Below are 19,565 nucleotides of genomic sequence, written 5' to 3'. Positions count from 1 at the left end.
TATAGGGGATTTATCATATAACTACTCATAGATTGTGAGAAACAAAAAACAGTTGTTGAGTAACTTGGCTTAGATCACTTTTTTATAGCCGTTTTTCATGAATTACACGGTTATTTATTTGTCGAGACAGTCATTAGATATATCAGTGCAGATTCAAACTTTATCCTTATTCGTTAAATTATAACTGTAGTCTAATAAATGTATTATTTGTTCCAGTGGCACAGATCCATCAAGCATTATGGTAATCCAGTTATTTTTATTCATATGATATGCTGGTAATAAACCAGTGCTATTTTTTATTATAGAAATTAATTCAGGATCGGATTTGACATCAATGATTTCCACGACCTCTTCCGAGTTGAGACCTAATTTATTTTTCTCTACTGACATAATTAGACCAAACCACTTACCACTACTTTTGTGTCTAAGAACTTGATAGTCAGGAAACTTTTTGAAAGGATTATCAATTTGAACATTATTCAAAGTCTGCGTGTATTCAACTAATCTATTTTTAAGGCTCATCATTGTTTCCCTTTTTCTGATTAACTCAATATAACATCACAACTTTAATCGCAAGGTATGCTAATTAGTGCTTGTCGTGATAATAATCCAAAAAGAAAGCGGCAACAATGATAATAAATCAATAAAAAGCGAATATGCAGTGCAGAATTTGAAAAGTGAATTATGCTATTATGCAAAGGTTTAGTTATGTAAATAGAAAATCTAAAAAATTTTTACAAAAATAACTTAATAAATCAGCTAGCAGTAACTTTGAATAAAGTAAGTTCGCAAAATGAGCGTTAATTTTACGAACTACTTGGGGCGATGGCCAAAGCTATTTATTTTGGTTCTTCACAAATTTCATCAATTGACAATGTTGCTGGTACATTTCGATCATCATTGAATTGGAAACGGAACAAGAAGCGAATATCATAAGCCCGTAATACATCAATCACATCTTGTTTACTACAAAATTGTGCATTGAGCCCAAGTCTGATTCCTTCAGTAATATCTACAATGGAAACGCTTTGGCTATCAGTTGGCATACTATATTCAAATACGACGTTATTCAGATTATAAAAAATATTAGTGACTTCGTAGCCCGCTTCAGTTTTAACAGGAAACTTTCCTCCTTCGCCTAATATTGATCTTTTAGCGCTATCAGCGAAAGCTTTTGTGATATTAGCTGACGAGGGCAATTCCGCACTATAAGCGTTCGAAATTATCAAAAATGAAGAAAGTAGCACAGCCAATTTTATTCGTTTTTTCACTTCGGTATTCCTTAAATTGAAACTTAATTAAGTTATGTTATTTTAATCGCATAAATAGCACAACATCCATTTGCTTTTAGCATAATTTAATTGGCTATTAAAAGTTGCCAATACTGAGTCAATATATCCCTTATTATTAATTATTGTTGATTGTAACAATTCTAATTAGATCACTATATTATACAAAATCGATAAAAATAATTAAATATTAAGTTAATTAAGATGAATACCCAAACAACAGGAGGAAATATTGGTAATAAAATATATCAATGAAAAATAATTTTTATAATTGGGTATTTTACCATAAGTGACAATGTCACTTATTTATATTGCTTAATCATAAATACATAACAAATTGCAAAAGCAATAAACAATGTGTGATCTTTAAAAATTGATTTGATGATTCTTTATTTCCTATTTTCCGTCACTTATTTTGATGAATGTGGCTCTTATAATTCACTTAATTTTTATACAAGAATGAGTGTGTTACTTTTTAAATCATATAGCCCTATAACATTATGAATTTAATTTTAATGCGGTCAAAAAAGGTAACCTAGTCGGCTACCTTTTGATAGTATTAACTTATAAGATTACTTTTTATCAGGATGAGGATCTTTAACTGAATCCCCTTGCCCAGACATAATATACCAACCATTTTTGCTATGCGGTGTTTTATTATGATCAGGACAAGGAGGTAACGATTTCTTACTTTGGTTTGAATAAACATACCCACAGTCGGCACACTTATAAGTGCCAGACGAGACATCACTACCGTACGGAGCAAATTTTTGTACCATTATAAGTTCCTCCAAAGTTAAATGAGTGATAAGCACCATGCTCATCACTGTTATATATAAGCGCTGATTTGAGAAAAAATCAAGTCTATTTTTTAAACAAACTATCGATCAATAGCCTGCTTGATTAGAGAAAAAATCATTCAGAAAAACCATTGATTTTATTAAAGTTTTTAATGGTTTTGAGGTGATGAGTGGCCTAAATTATTACTCCATAATAGACCTGCGATATTGTTATTATTTTACAAAAGTAAGTATTGCTTATCTTATTTAGGGTTAGTCAATATTACAAAGATACATTATGCTTTACAATTAAAGGCTTTAATACAAAAAACGTCGTTATTTGATCGGTTAATTACTCTCATCTTTAATTATTAGCATCTTGCCGTGATAAATTAGGCCCTGGATTAGCTTAATAGTTCTTATTTAGCCAATCTATTACTTAAAAAAGTAGCCCAGAGCCTTGAATTTTTAACTAAAATTGATTATTGAATGTTAAAACGCAATTAGTCTGTGTGGTTTTAATCTTTATTTATTCATGAGTATAAGTATTATTATTTATCGCCTATTCCAATTACTCAAGATTATTTTGCCGCCAGTACCCGTTCAACGGTATCAACAATAGCTTGTGTTTGAGCATCAATTTCAATATTTACCTTATCCCCTACCGTTTTCGAATCTAACGTGGTAATAGCTAACGTTTCAGGGATTAAATGAATCGTAAAGCTATCTTTATCTATCTGCCCAACCGTTAAACTCGCACCGTCAATACCAATAAAGCCTTTATATAATACATATTTGCTAAACTGAGATGGTAACTGTAGTGTCATATGGCAATTAGTTGCTGTTTTTTGAATATCAACAATTATTGCTGTGCAAGATATATGCCCTGACATAATATGCCCACCCACTTCATCACCAAATTTTGCGCTTCGTTCTATATTTACAAAATCGTTAATTTTTTTATCACCTAATGTGGTTAATGCTAACGTTTCTTCCATAATATCAAATGATACTACGCTATTATCAAACTTCGTTACAGTTAAACAGCAACCATCATTGGCTATCGAAGCCCCAATTTCAATGTTATCGGTTAATTGATGCGGTAACTTCACTTTATAAGTTCTTAATTTATCTTGGTCTATAATATCAATAATCTGACCAACGCCTTGAACAATACCCGTAAACATATCTATACCCCAATTTTTTACTTAATGATGAACATTCTATCGCAACTTGGTCAGAAGTTCCTATTTGTATTTTCAACTGGTATGATGACGCTATAATTTTATGGATTTTGATTATTTAAGAAATGATTTTTATTGTAATTAGCAATAAAAGGCCAATACTAAGATTTTGTTAAAGTTAATTTGATGTTTTTTATCATTAAGGATGTTTTATCATGCTAAAACTGGTGTTAGCCATTTCAGTGGGTTCTGTAGCTGGCGGTTTATTACGGTGGTTTTTATCACTTAAATTCAATGCGATCACTTTTGCTATCCCATTAGGTACACTACTATCAAATTTAGTTGCAGGCTACATTATTGGTTTTGCGATTGCTTTTTTTAATCATTCTAACCTATCGGCAGAATGGCGGTTATTGGTTATAACGGGTTTCTGTGGCGGGTTATCAACGTTTTCAACCTTTTCAGCCGAAATTGTCAATTTTTTACAAGAAGGTCGAATATCTTGGGGGTTGGCAACCCTATTTATACATGTAATTGGTTCTGTTTTAATGACTTTTTTAGGAATATTGTCATATCAATGGTTACGTTCTTAAAGTTGAATAGTTGTAAATAATATAAAAAACCAATCAAAATAAAGTTTACAAGCGGGAAATACTGTACTAACATGTACTGTATATAAAAACAGTATTAAGATTATTATGCTTATTGAACATTCAACACAACAACTTATGGCGATTAATTTTGAATCACCTTTTCAACAAGTATTACAACAACAACGGCCTTTATTAAAATCACTTAACAAAGCTAAAAAATGGCAATTATGGCTTTCGACCCGACCAATGTTAAAGCGTTCATGGATTAATATCGCAGGTTTAGATAAAAACAAAGTTGTTCATCTAGCAAATTTAAATAACGCAAACTTAATATCAACTATTGAAAAAGCGTTACAAAACAAAACTTGCAGTTATGTGGTTGCTTGTATCAATAAACTTAATGAGCAAGACAAAGCTCGCTTACAACAAGCAGTATCATCAAGTGACACATGTCTACTTTTAGTACATGATAAACAAATAGTACATGATGAACAAAGTGAACACCCTATTCAATATCACTAACGATAAGCATAGTGACTATGCACAAATAAGTGTGCATTTTCAAATTTAGCAAGTAAAGTTAAAATGTTTAATAGCTATTAAAAAAGGGCTGAGCATATTTAAAATACTCAGCTTTTTGGTCATTAATAATAGTAAATTATAACAACACATTGGCTAGCTTTTTTGTTCTGCTTTTCCACTTCCAATCATAGGCAGTAGATCAATTATTCTCATTTTCCTGGCATGTGATGGCGAACTTTTTCTACACAGAGCTTTTATGCATAGCTTTTATACATAGCTTTTAACAAGGTCCCATAATACAACTAATCATCATTAATGGAATAAAAACTGGCAATATAATTAAACCTGCTACATCACCTGTGATGTCCTCACTAGCTTTTATTTCATTTCTAGGTTTGACTAACACGGTAATGGGGGTTGGTAATAAATATTGATCAGATAGCGTATTTGCTTGCTTATAGGCATTTCCTTTTGTGCTAAATGACACTTGATAATAACCATCTTTTAACACCCATTCTGATTTAGACTTCATTGAAAAATTGTTATTGTTTAAAACTGTTTTTTCTGGGATAAGATTACTATACCGAACGATCATTTCATCGCTTGCATGTTCTCGGAAAAAAGTGATAGAGACTTTTTCAATATCATTTTTATATTCTGCTAAAAAATTACGGTAGCTTTTGAGCTTGTCTATCGCATCGGCACTTGTAAATTGGTATGAGTATGTTTGTGATTCAGCAATAATACCTATTTTTTCATCACTCTTTAATTTGATAATGGTGTCACTACTGGGTAAAATTTGCGTTTGCTTATGCACACACCCACAAAGACAAAAAATCAGAATAAAAACAAGCTTTTTCATTATCATTTTCCTACTTTAAACACGTGAATAAGGATTAATTTTCACAAAATCATTTATTTTTATCATAGCACTAGCGATCAGCAAAATTAGGCTAACTAGCTATCATAGCACATCAATCAAAATTTTGAGGCATCTTGTTTAGCTTGGTTAATGACTGCTTTAGCTATCCATTGCGATAGTGATATTATAGACTGGTCATCAAGCATCCAGATATCTTTGAGTACCATAAATATTTCAGAGCCATAAATAATCGAAATTGCATAAATAACCTTATTATATAGTTCATCAGGGAGCTCGGCTTTAAGAGGAGATAAAATTGTTGCAAGTATTTCTTTGCGATTACCTCGCACCAATTTTTCGGTTTGTGGAGATAATGACGCTCGTTTTATTGCCCATTGTTGTAATGAAACCCTTAGTGCTGCGCGTAGTGCCCCTTCATGTTTTAACATTTGTGGAAAGGCAAAAGCTAAAAAATCATTGATGCGTTCTTCTGCATTTTGTTTTTCTGATCGCCAACTAAAAATGGGACCTAAAGCGCTTTCAACAGTTGCAGAAATAAGATCACTTTGTGTTGGGAAATAGCGATAAGCGGTTGCTCTTGAAATCCCCGATTTGTCAGCTAATTCGGTTATAGACAGTTCAAAGCCCTGCTCTAATGCTTCTAATGCTGTATTAATTAAACGTTCATAAGTCTTCTTTTTGGCGCCTGTATATTTTGTAGAACGCAATAAAGTCTCTTGAATCATTAGATATATTATTAATTTGAATTCATCATCAAATAATACTGCATTTTAATCACTAAGTTAAAATTAGTATTATAAAAATGAGACTTATGTCTCATTTTGAGTATATAATGTATGACTATTAACCACCCTTTTGGTAAAAGTATTAACCTTATTAACCTGTTTAGGAGCTATAAATGGCATCAACTAGCACAATTTATCTGGTTACGACACTAGACACCAAACGGGAAGAAATCATTTATATCAAAACCCTTCTCGATTTAAAAAATCTTAATTGTAAAATTATCGATATTTCCACACAACTTCATCAATTTAATCATTTAGCAACTATCACGTCAGAAATGGTTGCAAGTTACCATCCACATGGCAAATCGGCTATATTTTGTGGTGACCGAGGTAAAGCGATTGTTGCAATGGCAGATGCATTCAAACTATTTTTGATGGCTCAAAATGATATAGGCGCTATACTAGGATTAGGTGGCTCAGGAGGAACGGCATTAATTACTCCTGCTATGCAATCACTTGCTGTTGGCATTCCTAAACTCATGGTATCTACAATGGCATCTGGCAATATTTCTGATTATATTGGCGCAAGCGATATTGCAATGATGTATTCAGTCACAGATATTGCAGGAATTAATGTTATATCAAGAAAAGTCTTATCAAATGCGGCTAACTTTATTGCGGGTTCAGTTCTTTTTAAAACCCAAGAAACGATCGAAGATAAAACTGCAATTGGCTTAACTATGTTTGGTGTTACAACCACATGCGTTCAATCTATATCAGCCAAATTGCACGATCAATATGATTGCCTTGTTTTCCATGCTACAGGCAGCGGAGGTAAAGCGATGGAAAAGCTAGCTGATAGCAAGTTATTACATGCAGTACTGGATATTACCACAACAGAAGTATGTGACTATTTATTTGATGGTGTTTTAGCTTGCAATGAAGATCGTTTTGGCGCAATTGCTAGAAGCCAAATTCCATATATTGGATCGTGTGGAGCACTTGATATGGTTAATTTTTCTAGCCCTGAAACTATTCCAGAAAAATATAAAGATCGTTTATTTTACCAACACAATCCACAAGTAACCTTAATGCGAACAACGCCTGAAGAAAATAAAAAAATGGCTAATTGGATCGCAAATAAGCTTAATCAATGCCAAGGTTACGTTACTTTTATTATCCCTGAAGGTGGGTTTTCAGCATTGGATATTGAAGGAGGAACTTTTTGGTCACCAAAAGCGAATAAAGCCCTTATTGATGAATTTGAAAAAACATTTATTCAGACCCCTAAAAGAAAATTAATAAAAACACCCCATCATATTAACTCTCCCCAGTTTTGTGATCTGATTATTAATGAATTTACTCAAATAATTAAAAATTAAGTGGAGAAAATTATGAAAAATCAACGTTCACAATTACTAAAAAAATTTCATGACATGATCGCAAAAGGGCAACCCATCATTGGTGGGGGCGCTGGCACAGGTTTATCGGCAAAATGTGAAGAAGCTGGCGGTATCGACCTTATTGTTATTTATAATTCTGGACGTTACCGTATGGCTGGTAGAGGTTCATTAGCTGGATTGCTTGCTTATGGCAATGCTAACGAAATTGTGATGGATATGGCTAAAGAGGTGTTACCAGTAGTTAAACACACGCCAGTGTTAGCAGGCGTTAATGGGACAGATCCATTTTGTCAATTCGATCAATTTTTAGATAAATTAAAGGAAACTGGATTTGCTGGCGTACAAAACTTCCCAACTGTTGGACTAATTGATGGTAACTTTAGAGCAAACCTTGAAGAAACAGGTATGGGATACGCTTTAGAAGTAGAAATGATTCGCAAAGCACATGAAAAAGATCTGCTAACAACACCTTATGTATTTAGTGAACAAAACGCAATCGATATGGCTAAAGCTGGCGCTGATATTTTAGTACCCCATATGGGATTAACTACGGGCGGTAGTATCGGTGCAGAAACGGCTTTAAAGCTTGCTGACTGTGTGCCTTTAATCAATCAATGGGCTAAAGCAGCTAAAGCAATTCGACCAGATATTATAATTTTATGCCATGGTGGCCCTATTGCTACTCCAGAAGACGCTAAATATATTTTAGACAATTGCCCTGATTGTAATGGGTTTTATGGAGCTAGTTCAATGGAACGTTTACCAACAGAAATAGCACTTAAACAAACAACAAAACAATTTAAATCAATTCAACGACACTAACAATAATATAAGCAATAACGGTGCGACTTACACGTCGCACTGCTATTTTTTTAATAGTTGCGCGATTAATTAAATGCTAATTTGAGAAAACGTTATAATATCAATATCCACTCATATTCGTTATATAGTGACTTAGATTTAACAGAAACAAAAATCCTAACCATGGTAATCTATGCATAGATAGCGTTAACAAATTAGTAAATAGCAAAACTATCAATCAACTTTCAGTACTATCTTCAATTTAAAATAATCGTTTAATAAAATTATTTAGATAATAAAAAATAAGATTAGCCTAACAATTCATCCCCAAAAAGATTAAAATTGATAAATATTATTGGCAAACTGGCGAATATTTTTACCGGTTCAGCCTTAAATTAATCACAAAGTAATAGTGCTAAGCAGGAACAGATGAATACTCCCCCAAAATGGTTAAGATTGTTAATTGATGAGAATTGCTCATTTGAACAACTATTAGCCAAGCTTACGAAAGCCTTTAACTGTACATTCACTTATAAAAATGATAGTGGTATTGCTAAAGCTAAGTTAGGTGATTTTGCTATAATGATTCATGACAAAATTGATCGTATTTTTGACATCATTCTTAATCCATCTTATATTGTTACTTTTATGATTACAGAGGGTAAATATCCTAATTACCACGTTGAAAAGCATATTCAAACAACCTTAACCAATCATGGTATCACTTATCAACGCTCACAAGCCAAAGATCATGCCTATCCCATTGAACTTCCTTTTTGGCAAGCCCCCAACGATGATATTGTCATAAAATCCAAAGGCGATACATTAACCGCCTATTGCAAAATATGGTATAAACCTGCAAAGTATTCTAAATTTACGGGTATATTCGAGTTTTCTAATGTTTGGGCAATGCGTTTTGAACGAAACAAACAGTGCGCTTACTACAGTCATTGTGATAGCGATGATTTTAATTCTTGTTATTGGGTTATCCCTGAATCATCATGGCTTGAGCAATTAGTCAATGAACGACAATCTCATTTCCCTAATTGGCAACAATATGATCGCGGTGACTATTGGCATTATATTATTCAAAGCCATTCATTCTATGTAGAAGTCATTGCTAAACAGATCAAAATATCAAAAAAACAATTAAAAGGTATTTTTTAAGATAAAATGGCAATATATAAAGGTAAAATCATAACTTAATATTCAATATACTATGAATCATCTTAATTTTTTTATAAACAACTTTATAAAAAAAGATAAAAAACAACGATACCACTTTCTAATTAATGGAAAATGGCCGAAATTTGCCAATAACATCAAACATCTTGATAAACATTTGAATCACCATTGTGTAAGAATTGATAACAATGCTTTTGAAAAATTTACTCAAATTATAAAGCACTATACCATTAAATCAGGATATTATTATGATGCCTATACCAATGGGATGGAAATATCAACCCACTGTCTAAATAATATTCATAATGATAGTCTACTTATCTGCCCTGATAACAATATTGCATTCTATTTTCATCATGATAATTGGATATGGTTTTGCCAGATAAAACCTTGAGCAACATCATAGATAAAACAGGTAACCCAAAATATGCACTCATTTAATGATATAAATCAGTTTTTAACCGACTGCATTAATCTACAGGATAATTTATTAAATAAACTCTATTTATTAGCTAATCAGCCTAAAGCCGTTGAATTAATTAAAACACATTTAACCCAAAAGTTTGATCCCTTGTTATTACACTTGATCAAACAATTTCCAGAAGCAATCAAAATAAGCTTATTACCTGAAATTATCAACATTATGCAATATTTAGATGGCAATACAAAATTATGCCAAGAGATTATTTTAAGTATCAATACACAGTGGCTAGAAAAACATATTTGGAATTATATTACACCTATTTTAGGGCAACAGGATTATCAAACATTTGGTATATTGATGTATTTATTCAATTCATTTAGCCAGAAGTTATCAAAAAAATTGGCGATTTTAGCTTTACAAAGTGACGATAAAGATGTACAAGAAATCGGTGAGTTCTATTTATCAAATAATAGATGCCTTTTAGATGATGTTTGAAGTAGCTAATGATGCTAGTTGAGTGTGACAACATTTACATACGATAACTTTGATTATTTAGAGCAACTGCATGTCAGTATTCAAATATTTAAACGATAATATAAGAAAACAAAACCCAATCACCGCCACGATTGGGAGCGCTGTACGTGGGGTTTGAGGCTTTGGCAGAAGCAGCCCATAGATGCTTAAACAAGTATAGGTGAAAAAATGGATGGCGTAAATGTTAATTTTAATATAAAAAACTTTCTTGATATGCTGATTACAACAGAATCGTTTTTTGAGTTAATTGTACAAAGTAAAAAAAGAGTTAATCATGCAGGGATTTTTTGATAGATTAATGCTTGGTGAACTAAAGGATGTAATGATCGCTGGCTATGTTGATTATGCTACTCTACCGATTTTTCACCCGCTTTATGATAGATTATATTTTATTATTGATGAAGTTATTTTTGAGTTATATCTCAGTGAAGCAGGTATTATACAATATAATGAATTAACAGAAATTAAAGCATGGTTTACTTTAGATGATGATGACCATTTTTCATTAATGTCAATTTATTCGCAATTATTCAAAACCGAGCAAACTGTAACTATCACCAAGATAACATACTCATCAATACCCTTTTCCTCAATGAGTATAAGTTACTTCAATGGCCAAGGCTGTGGTAATTTACTTTTTGACCCAAATCATTTTTTTGGTTTTACATTTTTATAAAGGTTATAAATGTTAGATATTATTGATTTTATTGAATCATCATATAAAGATAATCCAGAGTTAAAACACAAACTAGAATTAGTCAAAAAATTAATTATCTACTTGTCTGAACATGATATTGAAAGATCTGTTGGTAAGATTATACCTATCTTAAGCAACAATACAGGTTATAGTGAATATCGAATTATTAATGACTGTGAATCGGATAATCCTGCTCTGTGGTCGGAGTACCAATATAATGGTGAAAAGGTAAGACTTAATTCTGGCGATATTGTACTTACAATGAAAAAATAACGTTTTGATAATGGGCTAGCACTATCGATAAGTAAATTAAGCAATAAATTAAGTGATAAAATGAACATAAAAAATAAACACTCTATTGAAAAATAGACGTTTATTTTATTAGATTAATTTTGCTGGCAAGTTATGCAGTTGCATTATTGCTATTTATTTCAACCACCAAAACATGACCTTGATCTTTCAAAAAGTATTCATTATTTTCTGGAGCGCGTAATGACATCATTTTATTATCACCTACCTCCATAGTATCACCTGGCATCATTGTTGCATCGCTATCACGTAGATACTCTAGGATATTACCAAACATTTCAAAATAATATTCCCCCTCATCATGGCTATTGGCTAATACAGCAAAATCAGGTAAGCCAAAAACATCCGCACCATAAGTACGCATCCATACCCCTTTAACACCTTCTACTTCATATTTCACAAATCCGCAAAAGAACGAAGGTAAGCAATGGCGTAAACTATCAATTCCACCTTTATCTGTAACCAATCCACGAATAGTACTTATTGGTAACGAAGAATGCCCATTTCCGTTAATCACGGCTAAAGCATTAAACTCCTCCAAACCAGCGGCTAAACGGGTTAAAGCTAGGTATTGCTCAAGTACATCTTGCTCATACCCAATATAATATAAAATTAAATGGCTATCATTATTTCGAATTTGCGCTTTGATATCCTGATTATAATGTGCAGGTGCAACACAAGTTTCTAAAGCCTCAGCAGGATATGGGGCATTGATTCCAAATAGCTTAATCACATGTTTTCCCCAACCAATTAAGAGATAACATCCATCATCTAACTGTCCAAATGGCTGTTGACATTGAATGTCTTTCATTGATGAATCTATATTGCGTAATTTATTTAATAAATTATCTTCCTCAAAACAAAATTGCCCTTTAAACACAACACCTAATGTTAATGGTTTCTTAATATCTGGATTTTCAACTAGTGCCCCATTAGTTTGTTGTGGCTGTGACTTTTTACCAAATAGACGTGAAAAAATATTCATTTATTCTTCCTTAATATTAAATTTTTCTAAAATCGATGATTATCAAGAGGATGTTAATCGTTATATCAATAAATCTGATTTATTACTGAAGATTACTCAACAAGGTATTCCATCACCAACACCATTCCACCATTTTGTAAAAAAGATTCTTGTGCTGATGGGCTACGTAATAACATTTTTTTGCCTTCGGTATCTTCTGTAGTGTGACCTGCTTGTATCGATGCCCCACTATCCCGCAAATAAAGCAATAAATTATTGAACATGTTCATATACTTTTCGCTATCTTCATGACTATTGGCTAATATAGCCAAATCGGGCAAGCCAAAAACATCCGCACCATAAGTACGCATCCATACGCCATCAAAACGGTCAACATTAAATTTCACAAATCCAATAAAAAACAGTGGTAAACAATTACGTAACAAATAGACGCCTTTTTGTTCATTTGCCAGTGCGCTAGCAACATGTGTTGCTAAAATTTGATGAGCCTTTGCATTAATAAGCGCGCTCATATCGCAATGTTCAAATCCAACAGCAAACTGTGTTAAAGCAACATATTGCTCAAGTATATCCTTTTCATACCCAGTATAATATAGAATAATATAGCTATTATTTTCACGAACTTGATCTTTAATATCCTGACTGTAATGTGCTGGTGCAACGCATATTTCTAAAACATCAGCAGGATAAAGAGCATTGATGCCAATTAATTTAATGACATGATTTTCCCACTCAAATAAAGCATAACATCCGTCACCTAACTTGCCATATGGCATTTGGCATTTGGCATTTGGCATCGAATATTTTTCATCGATGAATCAATACTACGTAATTGCTTTAATAAATTATCTTGATCTAAATAGAACTTAATATTCAACGCTATCTAAACAAAAAGAGAGTCCGTATGACAATGCCCTAGCGGAAATGACATTTAAAACCATAAAAACAGAATTTGTTAAAGGAAAAAAATTTGTGGCAACCGAAGCGTTGTGACAATCTTTTGCAATCTATGATTATTGATACAATCATAAACGGTTACATTCATCGTTAGGTTATTTGCCACCAGTAGAGTTTAACAAACAACCCCTCTTAATTTTGTTGTTTGAATATGTGTTGCCATTCCACTATACCGTTTAATCGTAAATATGATTCATTACTTAAAAGCAAAGAAACCAATAAAGCGCTATTTGAATATATTGAAATCTACTATAATTGTGTAAAAAATATTTACTAAAATAAGTGGTAAATTCAACATTCCAATTTAGAAGTGATTAACTCTATTTAGCTTAATTTTATAAATAAGAAATAAGAGTTGTTTTAATTTGTTGAATTGTTTTTTTAACCAACTTTGTTTGATTGGCTTTGAGTTTTTGTTTTTTTTATCGTATAAATAATTTATTAAAGTCTCTGGATCAGTAAAATTTAACGAATCAGGATGGATATAAATAGCATAATCATACATCACAATATAAATTAACTCTTGAAGTGTTAGTGTTCTATTTCTTCTGATGTTAGGATACATATCAACGGTTAATCCCCAACCCGAGTAAAATGGCTGCCCATAACACACCACTTTTTTATGTCGAATTAGGGCCTCAAATCCCGCTAACGATGTGATTGTATGAATTTCATCAACCTGCTCAATACAATCAATAATATTAATAGATTCAATAATATCATCAGCATATTTTTGTATTTCGAATTTATTAACTTTTCCAATTCGATTGCCACTCAAAACATCAGGGTGAGGTTTATAAATAATATAATCATTCGGATTATTTTGCCTAACTGCTTTTATCAGATCTAGATTTGTTTTTATAATAGGCGAACCGTATAAAATAGATGCATCATCTTCAACTTGACCAGGTATTAAAATAACTTTTGTTTTACCTTCACTTGGTCTAATATTCATCTTTTGACCAACATTGTATTTGCCTAGTTTCGTCAAAATAAGCAAATTTTGTAGTGAGTTTGCTTTTTCTTTTTCCCATTTAGTAATTTTTTTATTTGCTAATAAAAACTCTAATTCACTGGTATTTTGAGAGTTAAAATAAATACCTAACTTATCAATAACCAGTGAATATGGCATAGCTAGATTAGAACCTAAACCAATTGAACGGATAAAACCATCTTCAACACGAAATGAACTTAAAGTGTCAATAATTGGGTGCAATGCCTTTTTCCCTTGCCCCCATATTAATAGCTTTTCTGCCTTTATTTTTTTCGCTTTTTTTTCATCATTAATAATCTTTGTAAAACAATTTACCGAATAAAAGCAACATGTTACTGATGGCAATTTTAAATAAGGTAATAATACATGTTTTTTCCAAAACGAAAAACCAACTAAGTTAATCGTACCTCTCAATTTATTATTAAGTGCCTTAATTTTTATTAAATAATTAATAACATCAAAAATAGTCCCTTTTTTACCTGTATAAGGGTTTATGTACTTACAATACAATAGATAGCTTGCAGTGAACAACTCTAAAACTGTAGCTTGAGTTCTTCTATTTGTTGATCGCAAATTGTTTATATTTTTATGACGATCGTCTGTAACACCCCAACCTGCATACCAAGGTAAACCAAAGGTAATAACTTGTTTTCCCAATAAAAGGGCTTCAAATCCCATATGCGATGTAACAACATAAACCTTATCAAAATATTTAAGTAATGAAAGAGAGTTTACATCTTCACTAAATAACATCACAGAATGATTAGCTAATTTTGTTAAATAACCTTTCTTATATCCATTTATTACGTCTGTATGAGTCTTTACATAAATAGTTGAAGATGGGTTTTCTTCAACAGCACAATTAAGCATGGATATAAATGTTTGTTGATTTGCCCCACCCAATTCAACTGCCATATCACCAAATGTTTGATCGATAACTAATACTTTTTTTGTTTGATTGTTAATTTTAGCATCGAAACCACAAAAATCGGGCGCATGATTATATTTTGTTAATTCTGAATCAATAATTAATTTTTTTGCAGAAATTGCTTCATTAATATATTGATTTAAAAGTGTTTTATTTTTTATTAATTCTTCTAACTGTGAAGGGGTTCTAGAATCGTAATAGATACCAATACTATCAGCAATAAGTGATAACGGCGGAAATCCTTCGAGCCCTAAACCAACAGAACGTAAAAAACCATCTTCAAGAGCAATAAATGGTAATGAATGTTTAGTTGCATATGCCCTCGCTTTAAGCGTTGTTGGACGATATCCCCATCCAGCAATTGCGTCAGCTTTTCTTTTAATTCTATAACTAAATGATAAATTAGAAAAAAAATGATTAATATGTTTTATGGCTAGAATTTTTTTAGAGAATACTGAGACATTTTTCATTTAGTTTTCTTCTAAATTAATAAGATCTATTATAAGTATTAAGCAATTTTTTGTTGATTATTATGATACTTATATGCTTGTTCAATCGTGTCAAATTGGTATAGATAACCATTATCTAATACCATTGCCTTATCGCAATAATTTTTTATAGCATTCATATTATGTGAGACTAAGATAAGAGCTCGATCTTTTTTGTTTTCAAACAATTCTTTTTTGCATTTTTCTGAAAATCTAGAATCACCAACAGCAATTACCTCATCAATCAGATAGCAATCAAATTCAATTGATAATGATAAAGCAAAAGCTAGGCGAGCTTTCATTCCTGAAGAGTATTTTTTTATTGGTTCAAATAAATAATCGCCTAATTCTGCAAAATCCTCAACATATTTTTTGGTTTTTTCAATGCTACATCCATAAATCCGACAAATAAATTTTAAATTATCCATTCCAGATAAACTACCTTGAAAACCACCTGAAAAAGCAAGTGGCCAAGAAATTGACATATTTCTTATTATTGAACCAGATGTCGGCTTTTCAATTTCACTAATAAGTTTTATAAGCGTTGATTTCCCTGCTCCATTTCGCCCTAATATACCTATTTTTTCTCCTCTTTGTAGGGAAAAATTAATATTATTTAAGATAGTTCTATAGCCTTTTCTTGTTAAATATCGTTTACTTACATCTTTAACAATGATCATTAATTATCCTCAAGAATATGATTTTCATTAATCTTAACCATAGTTAATCCGACAAATAATAAAACGATATTACATAAAACTAAGTAGTTTACATTATAATGAGTTATAACAGATGGGCCAAAATATCCTGAACGAAACATTTCTGTGCCATTAACTGGAGGAATATAAAGCAATATCTCTTGAATGTTACCAGGGAACGTGTCAATCCAAAAGAAAGCACCAGAAAGAGGCATAAGTATAAAACTTAAAGTACTCCACATTTTATTAAAAACTTCATATTTAGCGGATAAAACAAAGATTATTAAACCTAAACCAAGAGAAAACCAGCTCATTAACCCCCAAGCACATAGCATATAAAAAGGATCATAAGGCATGGCAATTAATCCTACAAAAGTAAAAAGCAATATAACAAATACTTGAGCTGCGCTTGCACCAATCATTTCAAGAAAAACACGTGCGTAAACTAAATCTAAAATCTTAATATTACGATGATATAGCAATGCTTGATTAGCTGTAACTGAACCTTTAGCTCTAGATGAAGCATTGCGCCACATCATTGCCATTGGATAGCCTGTTAGAACAAATGCAACAATATTAAGATTAGATACATGATTTATTTTAAAAAAAAACCACATTAAACTTATTAAGAAAGTTAATGACATAGGCTCAACAAATAACCAAAGAAAACCAATATTATTACGACCATAACGAGTAATAATTTCTCTTAGAATCAAGGCGTTTAATACATTGGCCTGTATTTTTAAGGAACGTATAAACGATGTTTGTGTAACTACTTCAGCCATTAATCTCTATGCTCTCTTACTCCAGCTACAAGTAAATTAATAATACCATATATTAAAAAACTAATTATAAAGGTTGCAATGATATTATAAATTCGTGCAGGTTTAAACGATACATCAGATAAACTAGGTTGTTCAATTCGTTCTAAGTACAGTTGTTTTTTTGTTATTTCAACTTGCGCATTACGTAACGACAATGTTGCCGCTTCAAATTGTTGTTTAGCTACTGTGTTATTAATCAGTATCTGCTGATATTCGGCTAAATTAGCATCTTTATTTTTATTTTTTTGAAATTCGGACAAGGCTTGGGCTTCTTTCTTCATCTGAGATTCAGCATTTTTTAATTCTGCTAAAGATGCTGTTATGAGGTCTTGTTTAGCACGCAAATTTATCTGATTAACAAAGCCTTCAGCTTGCCTTAATAATTGTTCATTTATTTTGAACGCATCTTGCATATCAAAAGCATTTACATTGATTGTTGCAATTCCTGTGGAACTATCAAAATTAACACTGATCATATTACTCATATATCGATAAAAATATTCTTTTTTGTCATAAAAATCAAAATGAAACCCATTAAATCGAGATATTATGTCGCCCTTCTTCGTATACCATTCTTGTACTGGTAAAACTTTTTCTACAGAAGATAATGCATCTCTAGATTTGATATACGACAAGACTACATATGAGTCATCGTTGGAACGTGAAATTCCAACTTTTGAAAAAAAAGTACCTAGACCGCCTAATGATGATTGGGTATCTGAAGAACGTATAATATATGTAGCTTCTGAAGTATAAATATTCTCAGCTATTAACCCAAAATAAATCATTGATAATAAAGTTGGCAATGTAACTAATAAGTGCAATAACCAACTTTTTTTTCTTTTAAATTTTAAGTGCATAATCTCTCACAAGTGGATTAGTAAAAAAATTATTCACTAATCTGGTTGACTTGATTAACAACTCCAACACCTGGTGAAAAAATTGCATATAAGAATTTTTGTAATTCTATAATTGGAGCAGATGCAACATAAACGATATCATTATTTTGAACCTGAAAATTCTTCATTATAAATAATGAATTGGGGTTATTTAAATCTATTTGGTAAACCGTCGGAACTAATTCTTTCTTATTATTAGCTGATGATGTTTCTTGATATCTAAAGACAAAGACACCTCGTGCATCAGATTGGTTATCGCGTAAACCACCAATACGAGCTAATGCCTGAGATAAATTAATTCCAACAGCTTCAAAACGAACTTCTTTAGTAGCACCTATAGCTCCCATAGAAATAAAAGAGTTTGGCCTATTAATTAAAGTAATGACATCATTTTTTTGTAGTTGTACATTAAATTTAGGATTAGATAAAACTAAACTCAGTGGGATTTCGTTAACTTTATTGTTTCTAGTAATTTGAATTAAAGTATCTTTAATGTCATACATGCTACTACCCAACATAGTAACTGCATCTAGTAATTGCTCGCCCTTAGCTGTTATCGGCATTTTACCGCTAAATTTATCACCGATTACGGTCACACTTGATGATCTTTTTTCTAAAACTGAAACCATAATTTGAGGTCTATTTGCAATGCCAGATAATTTTTCAATTATCTCTTTTTGTACTTGTGCAGGAGTCTTATTAATAACTCTTATAGTTCCAACAAATGGTAAAGAAATAACTCCTTGAGAATCAACAACAACCACTGGTAAATCAGTTAATCCTGTTCTCGGTGCACCAGTATCGCTTGAACCTGTAAATAATATTGCCGGAGGGGTTTCAATAATAGAAATTTTTAAAATATCACCTTTTCCAATATTATCCACTTTTTTAGCTTGGGCACTTTTTTTGTTTATAAATTTCACGAAGTTGGATAAATTAGTTTGGTCCCTTTTTATAGAATCAGGCGAAGTATTTAAACTAACGATTTTAACTTTACTATAAATCGTATCTAATCCAACCTGTTTTTTATTCATATTTTTTATGGAAGAAAAATTGGGCCCAGCATGAGGTAAAAATGTACAACCACTTAAAATCATTGCTAATGCTATTGGAATAAGAGATGGGGATTTCAAAATAAATTCCTTGTCATCAATAAGTTATTTTTTAGTGCGTTATAAATTACAAAATAACACCTAATTATTTATAATTTTTAAAAATAGATAAATTTACTATAAAATACGCCTTGGAGGAGACTCTATCAGCCACATCCCACACACATATTTTTTACTTTGGCTGCTTCCTTCCGGACCTGACCTGATGAGCAAAAAAATGTTGCAAGAGGACCCATAAAGCCTCCATTGAAGAATGATTATTATGCTTTATTTACGAAATTAATACAAGCACTTTTACAAATAAAAGTTAGCCTTTCCAGTGTTTTTAACAAGAGAAAGGCTATTATAT

General features: G+C 31.7%; 21 protein-coding genes and 1 other RNA gene. 8 read left to right on the top strand and 14 right to left on the bottom strand.

The annotated features are described in order from the left end of the window. Window positions 1–153 precede the first annotated feature (153 nt). The 4 genes from A9G41_RS03415 to A9G41_RS03400 form a co-directional block, all read right to left on the bottom strand. Complete coding sequence (locus tag A9G41_RS03415) at window positions 154–522, bottom strand: MmcQ/YjbR family DNA-binding protein (RefSeq protein WP_065566669.1); 369 nt, start codon at window positions 520–522, stop codon at window positions 154–156. A 317-nt stretch (window positions 523–839) separates the two neighbouring features. Then, window positions 840–1,271 (bottom strand): hypothetical protein, encoded by a 432-nt coding sequence (locus A9G41_RS03410; RefSeq protein ID WP_065588369.1) that lies wholly within the window; start codon window positions 1,269–1,271, stop codon window positions 840–842. Between the two features lie 590 nt (window positions 1,272–1,861). Further along, window positions 1,862–2,068 (bottom strand): hypothetical protein, encoded by a 207-nt coding sequence (locus A9G41_RS03405; RefSeq protein WP_065566667.1) that lies wholly within the window; start codon window positions 2,066–2,068, stop codon window positions 1,862–1,864. Between the two features lie 581 nt (window positions 2,069–2,649). Continuing rightward, window positions 2,650–3,255, bottom strand: a complete 606-nt coding sequence (locus A9G41_RS03400) for a riboflavin synthase subunit alpha (protein WP_075539329.1) — start codon at window positions 3,253–3,255, stop codon at window positions 2,650–2,652. Window positions 3,256–3,467: 212 nt separating this feature from the next. On the opposite strand from A9G41_RS03400, the gene crcB reads away from it, so the two are divergent. Continuing rightward, window positions 3,468–3,845 carry a fluoride efflux transporter CrcB gene (gene crcB / locus A9G41_RS03395; RefSeq protein WP_065566665.1) on the top strand — a complete coding sequence of 126 codons (378 nt, stop codon included), beginning with the start codon at window positions 3,468–3,470 and terminating at the stop codon, window positions 3,843–3,845. 105 nt (window positions 3,846–3,950) lie between these two features. Further along, window positions 3,951–4,367, top strand: a complete 417-nt coding sequence (locus A9G41_RS03390; protein ID WP_065566664.1) for a cell division inhibitor SulA — start codon at window positions 3,951–3,953, stop codon at window positions 4,365–4,367. A 280-nt stretch (window positions 4,368–4,647) separates the two neighbouring features. Here A9G41_RS03390 and A9G41_RS03385 read toward each other — a convergent pair whose 3' ends face one another. Beyond that, on the bottom strand, window positions 4,648–5,229 hold the full coding sequence (locus A9G41_RS03385) for a hypothetical protein (protein ID WP_065566663.1): 582 nt from the start codon (window positions 5,227–5,229) through the stop codon (window positions 4,648–4,650). Window positions 5,230–5,345: 116 nt separating this feature from the next. Then, on the bottom strand, window positions 5,346–5,975 hold the full coding sequence (locus A9G41_RS03380; protein WP_075539328.1) for a TetR/AcrR family transcriptional regulator: 630 nt from the start codon (window positions 5,973–5,975) through the stop codon (window positions 5,346–5,348). A 173-nt stretch (window positions 5,976–6,148) separates the two neighbouring features. On the opposite strand from A9G41_RS03380, the gene A9G41_RS03375 reads away from it, so the two are divergent. The 6 genes from A9G41_RS03375 (at window position 6,149) to A9G41_RS03345 (ending at window position 11,295) form a co-directional block, all read left to right on the top strand. After that, window positions 6,149–7,360 (top strand): Tm-1-like ATP-binding domain-containing protein, encoded by a 1,212-nt coding sequence (locus A9G41_RS03375; protein WP_075539327.1) that lies wholly within the window; start codon window positions 6,149–6,151, stop codon window positions 7,358–7,360. 9 nt (window positions 7,361–7,369) lie between these two features. Continuing rightward, entirely contained in the window at window positions 7,370–8,203 is an 834-nt protein-coding gene (locus A9G41_RS03370; protein WP_176700430.1) for a phosphoenolpyruvate hydrolase family protein, read from the top strand. 408 nt (window positions 8,204–8,611) lie between these two features. Beyond that, entirely contained in the window at window positions 8,612–9,349 is a 738-nt protein-coding gene (locus A9G41_RS14450; protein ID WP_218057747.1) for a hypothetical protein, read from the top strand. Between the two features lie 445 nt (window positions 9,350–9,794). Then, complete coding sequence (locus A9G41_RS03355; protein ID WP_065581793.1) at window positions 9,795–10,286, top strand: hypothetical protein; 492 nt, start codon at window positions 9,795–9,797, stop codon at window positions 10,284–10,286. Between the two features lie 313 nt (window positions 10,287–10,599). Further along, the gene (locus A9G41_RS03350; protein ID WP_065581792.1) at window positions 10,600–11,001 is read left to right on the top strand and encodes a hypothetical protein; all 402 of its coding nucleotides are present in this window, start codon (window positions 10,600–10,602) and stop codon (window positions 10,999–11,001) included. Window positions 11,002–11,010: 9 nt separating this feature from the next. Then, window positions 11,011–11,295 carry a hypothetical protein gene (locus A9G41_RS03345; protein WP_065581791.1) on the top strand — a complete coding sequence of 95 codons (285 nt, stop codon included), beginning with the start codon at window positions 11,011–11,013 and terminating at the stop codon, window positions 11,293–11,295. A 130-nt stretch (window positions 11,296–11,425) separates the two neighbouring features. Here A9G41_RS03345 and A9G41_RS03340 read toward each other — a convergent pair whose 3' ends face one another. The 8 genes from A9G41_RS03340 to ffs all read right to left on the bottom strand — a co-directional run bounded on the left by A9G41_RS03340 (window position 11,426) and on the right by ffs (window position 19,453). Further along, entirely contained in the window at window positions 11,426–12,316 is an 891-nt protein-coding gene (locus tag A9G41_RS03340; RefSeq protein ID WP_075539326.1) for a DUF4261 domain-containing protein, read from the bottom strand. A gap of 92 nt (window positions 12,317–12,408) precedes the next feature. Then, window positions 12,409–13,113, bottom strand: a complete 705-nt coding sequence (locus tag A9G41_RS03335) for a DUF4261 domain-containing protein (RefSeq protein WP_065581789.1) — start codon at window positions 13,111–13,113, stop codon at window positions 12,409–12,411. 464 nt (window positions 13,114–13,577) lie between these two features. After that, the gene (locus A9G41_RS03330; RefSeq protein WP_065581788.1) at window positions 13,578–15,665 is read right to left on the bottom strand and encodes a capsular polysaccharide biosynthesis protein; all 2,088 of its coding nucleotides are present in this window, start codon (window positions 15,663–15,665) and stop codon (window positions 13,578–13,580) included. Between the two features lie 38 nt (window positions 15,666–15,703). Continuing rightward, a complete protein-coding gene (locus A9G41_RS03325) occupies window positions 15,704–16,363 on the bottom strand; it encodes an ABC transporter ATP-binding protein (RefSeq protein WP_065581787.1) in 660 nt (219 codons plus the stop codon). Then, window positions 16,363–17,166 carry an ABC transporter permease gene (locus A9G41_RS03320; RefSeq protein ID WP_065581786.1) on the bottom strand — a complete coding sequence of 268 codons (804 nt, stop codon included), beginning with the start codon at window positions 17,164–17,166 and terminating at the stop codon, window positions 16,363–16,365. Before A9G41_RS03320 ends, A9G41_RS03325 begins: the two co-directional genes overlap by 1 nt. Continuing rightward, window positions 17,166–18,065 carry a hypothetical protein gene (locus A9G41_RS03315; protein WP_065581785.1) on the bottom strand — a complete coding sequence of 300 codons (900 nt, stop codon included), beginning with the start codon at window positions 18,063–18,065 and terminating at the stop codon, window positions 17,166–17,168. The genes A9G41_RS03320 and A9G41_RS03315 overlap by 1 nt, the downstream gene beginning before the upstream one ends. Window positions 18,066–18,094: 29 nt before the next feature. After that, the gene (locus tag A9G41_RS03310) at window positions 18,095–19,237 is read right to left on the bottom strand and encodes a polysaccharide biosynthesis/export family protein (RefSeq protein WP_065581784.1); all 1,143 of its coding nucleotides are present in this window, start codon (window positions 19,235–19,237) and stop codon (window positions 18,095–18,097) included. A 120-nt stretch (window positions 19,238–19,357) separates the two neighbouring features. Further along, window positions 19,358–19,453, bottom strand: an RNA gene (ffs, locus tag A9G41_RS03305) — signal recognition particle sRNA small type. Window positions 19,454–19,565: the final 112 nt, after the last annotated feature.

This window comes from Gilliamella sp. Nev5-1 (assembly GCF_001690895.1).
GTDB classification, from domain to species: Bacteria; Pseudomonadota; Gammaproteobacteria; order Enterobacterales; family Orbaceae; genus Gilliamella; species Gilliamella apicola_C.
Note: the sequence above shows the minus strand (reverse complement) of the source record. Positions and strands in the feature narration are given on the sequence as shown.

Bases quoted from the DNA above. Each gene is read 5' to 3' on its own strand.
- A9G41_RS03415 (WP_065566669.1), bottom strand. From the start codon at position 522: ATGAGCCTTAAAAATAGATTAGTTGAATACACGCAGACTTTGAATAAT.
- A9G41_RS03405 (WP_065566667.1), bottom strand. From the start codon at position 2,068: ATGGTACAAAAATTTGCTCCGTACGGTAGTGATGTCTCGTCTGGCACT.
- A9G41_RS03400 (WP_075539329.1), bottom strand. From the start codon at position 3,255: ATGTTTACGGGTATTGTTCAAGGCGTTGGTCAGATTATTGATATTATA.
- crcB (WP_065566665.1), top strand. From the start codon at position 3,468: ATGCTAAAACTGGTGTTAGCCATTTCAGTGGGTTCTGTAGCTGGCGGT.
- A9G41_RS03390 (WP_065566664.1), top strand. From the start codon at position 3,951: ATGCTTATTGAACATTCAACACAACAACTTATGGCGATTAATTTTGAA.
- A9G41_RS03385 (WP_065566663.1), bottom strand. From the start codon at position 5,229: ATGAAAAAGCTTGTTTTTATTCTGATTTTTTGTCTTTGTGGGTGTGTG.
- A9G41_RS03380 (WP_075539328.1), bottom strand. From the start codon at position 5,975: ATGATTCAAGAGACTTTATTGCGTTCTACAAAATATACAGGCGCCAAA.
- A9G41_RS03375 (WP_075539327.1), top strand. From the start codon at position 6,149: ATGGCATCAACTAGCACAATTTATCTGGTTACGACACTAGACACCAAA.
- A9G41_RS14450 (WP_218057747.1), top strand. From the start codon at position 8,612: ATGAATACTCCCCCAAAATGGTTAAGATTGTTAATTGATGAGAATTGC.
- A9G41_RS03355 (WP_065581793.1), top strand. From the start codon at position 9,795: ATGCACTCATTTAATGATATAAATCAGTTTTTAACCGACTGCATTAAT.
- A9G41_RS03350 (WP_065581792.1), top strand. From the start codon at position 10,600: ATGCAGGGATTTTTTGATAGATTAATGCTTGGTGAACTAAAGGATGTA.
- A9G41_RS03345 (WP_065581791.1), top strand. From the start codon at position 11,011: ATGTTAGATATTATTGATTTTATTGAATCATCATATAAAGATAATCCA.
- A9G41_RS03340 (WP_075539326.1), bottom strand. From the start codon at position 12,316: ATGAATATTTTTTCACGTCTATTTGGTAAAAAGTCACAGCCACAACAA.
- A9G41_RS03335 (WP_065581789.1), bottom strand. From the start codon at position 13,113: ATGCCAAATGCCAAATGCCAAATGCCATATGGCAAGTTAGGTGACGGA.
- A9G41_RS03330 (WP_065581788.1), bottom strand. From the start codon at position 15,665: ATGAAAAATGTCTCAGTATTCTCTAAAAAAATTCTAGCCATAAAACAT.
- A9G41_RS03325 (WP_065581787.1), bottom strand. From the start codon at position 16,363: ATGATCATTGTTAAAGATGTAAGTAAACGATATTTAACAAGAAAAGGC.
- A9G41_RS03320 (WP_065581786.1), bottom strand. From the start codon at position 17,166: ATGGCTGAAGTAGTTACACAAACATCGTTTATACGTTCCTTAAAAATA.
- A9G41_RS03315 (WP_065581785.1), bottom strand. From the start codon at position 18,065: ATGCACTTAAAATTTAAAAGAAAAAAAAGTTGGTTATTGCACTTATTA.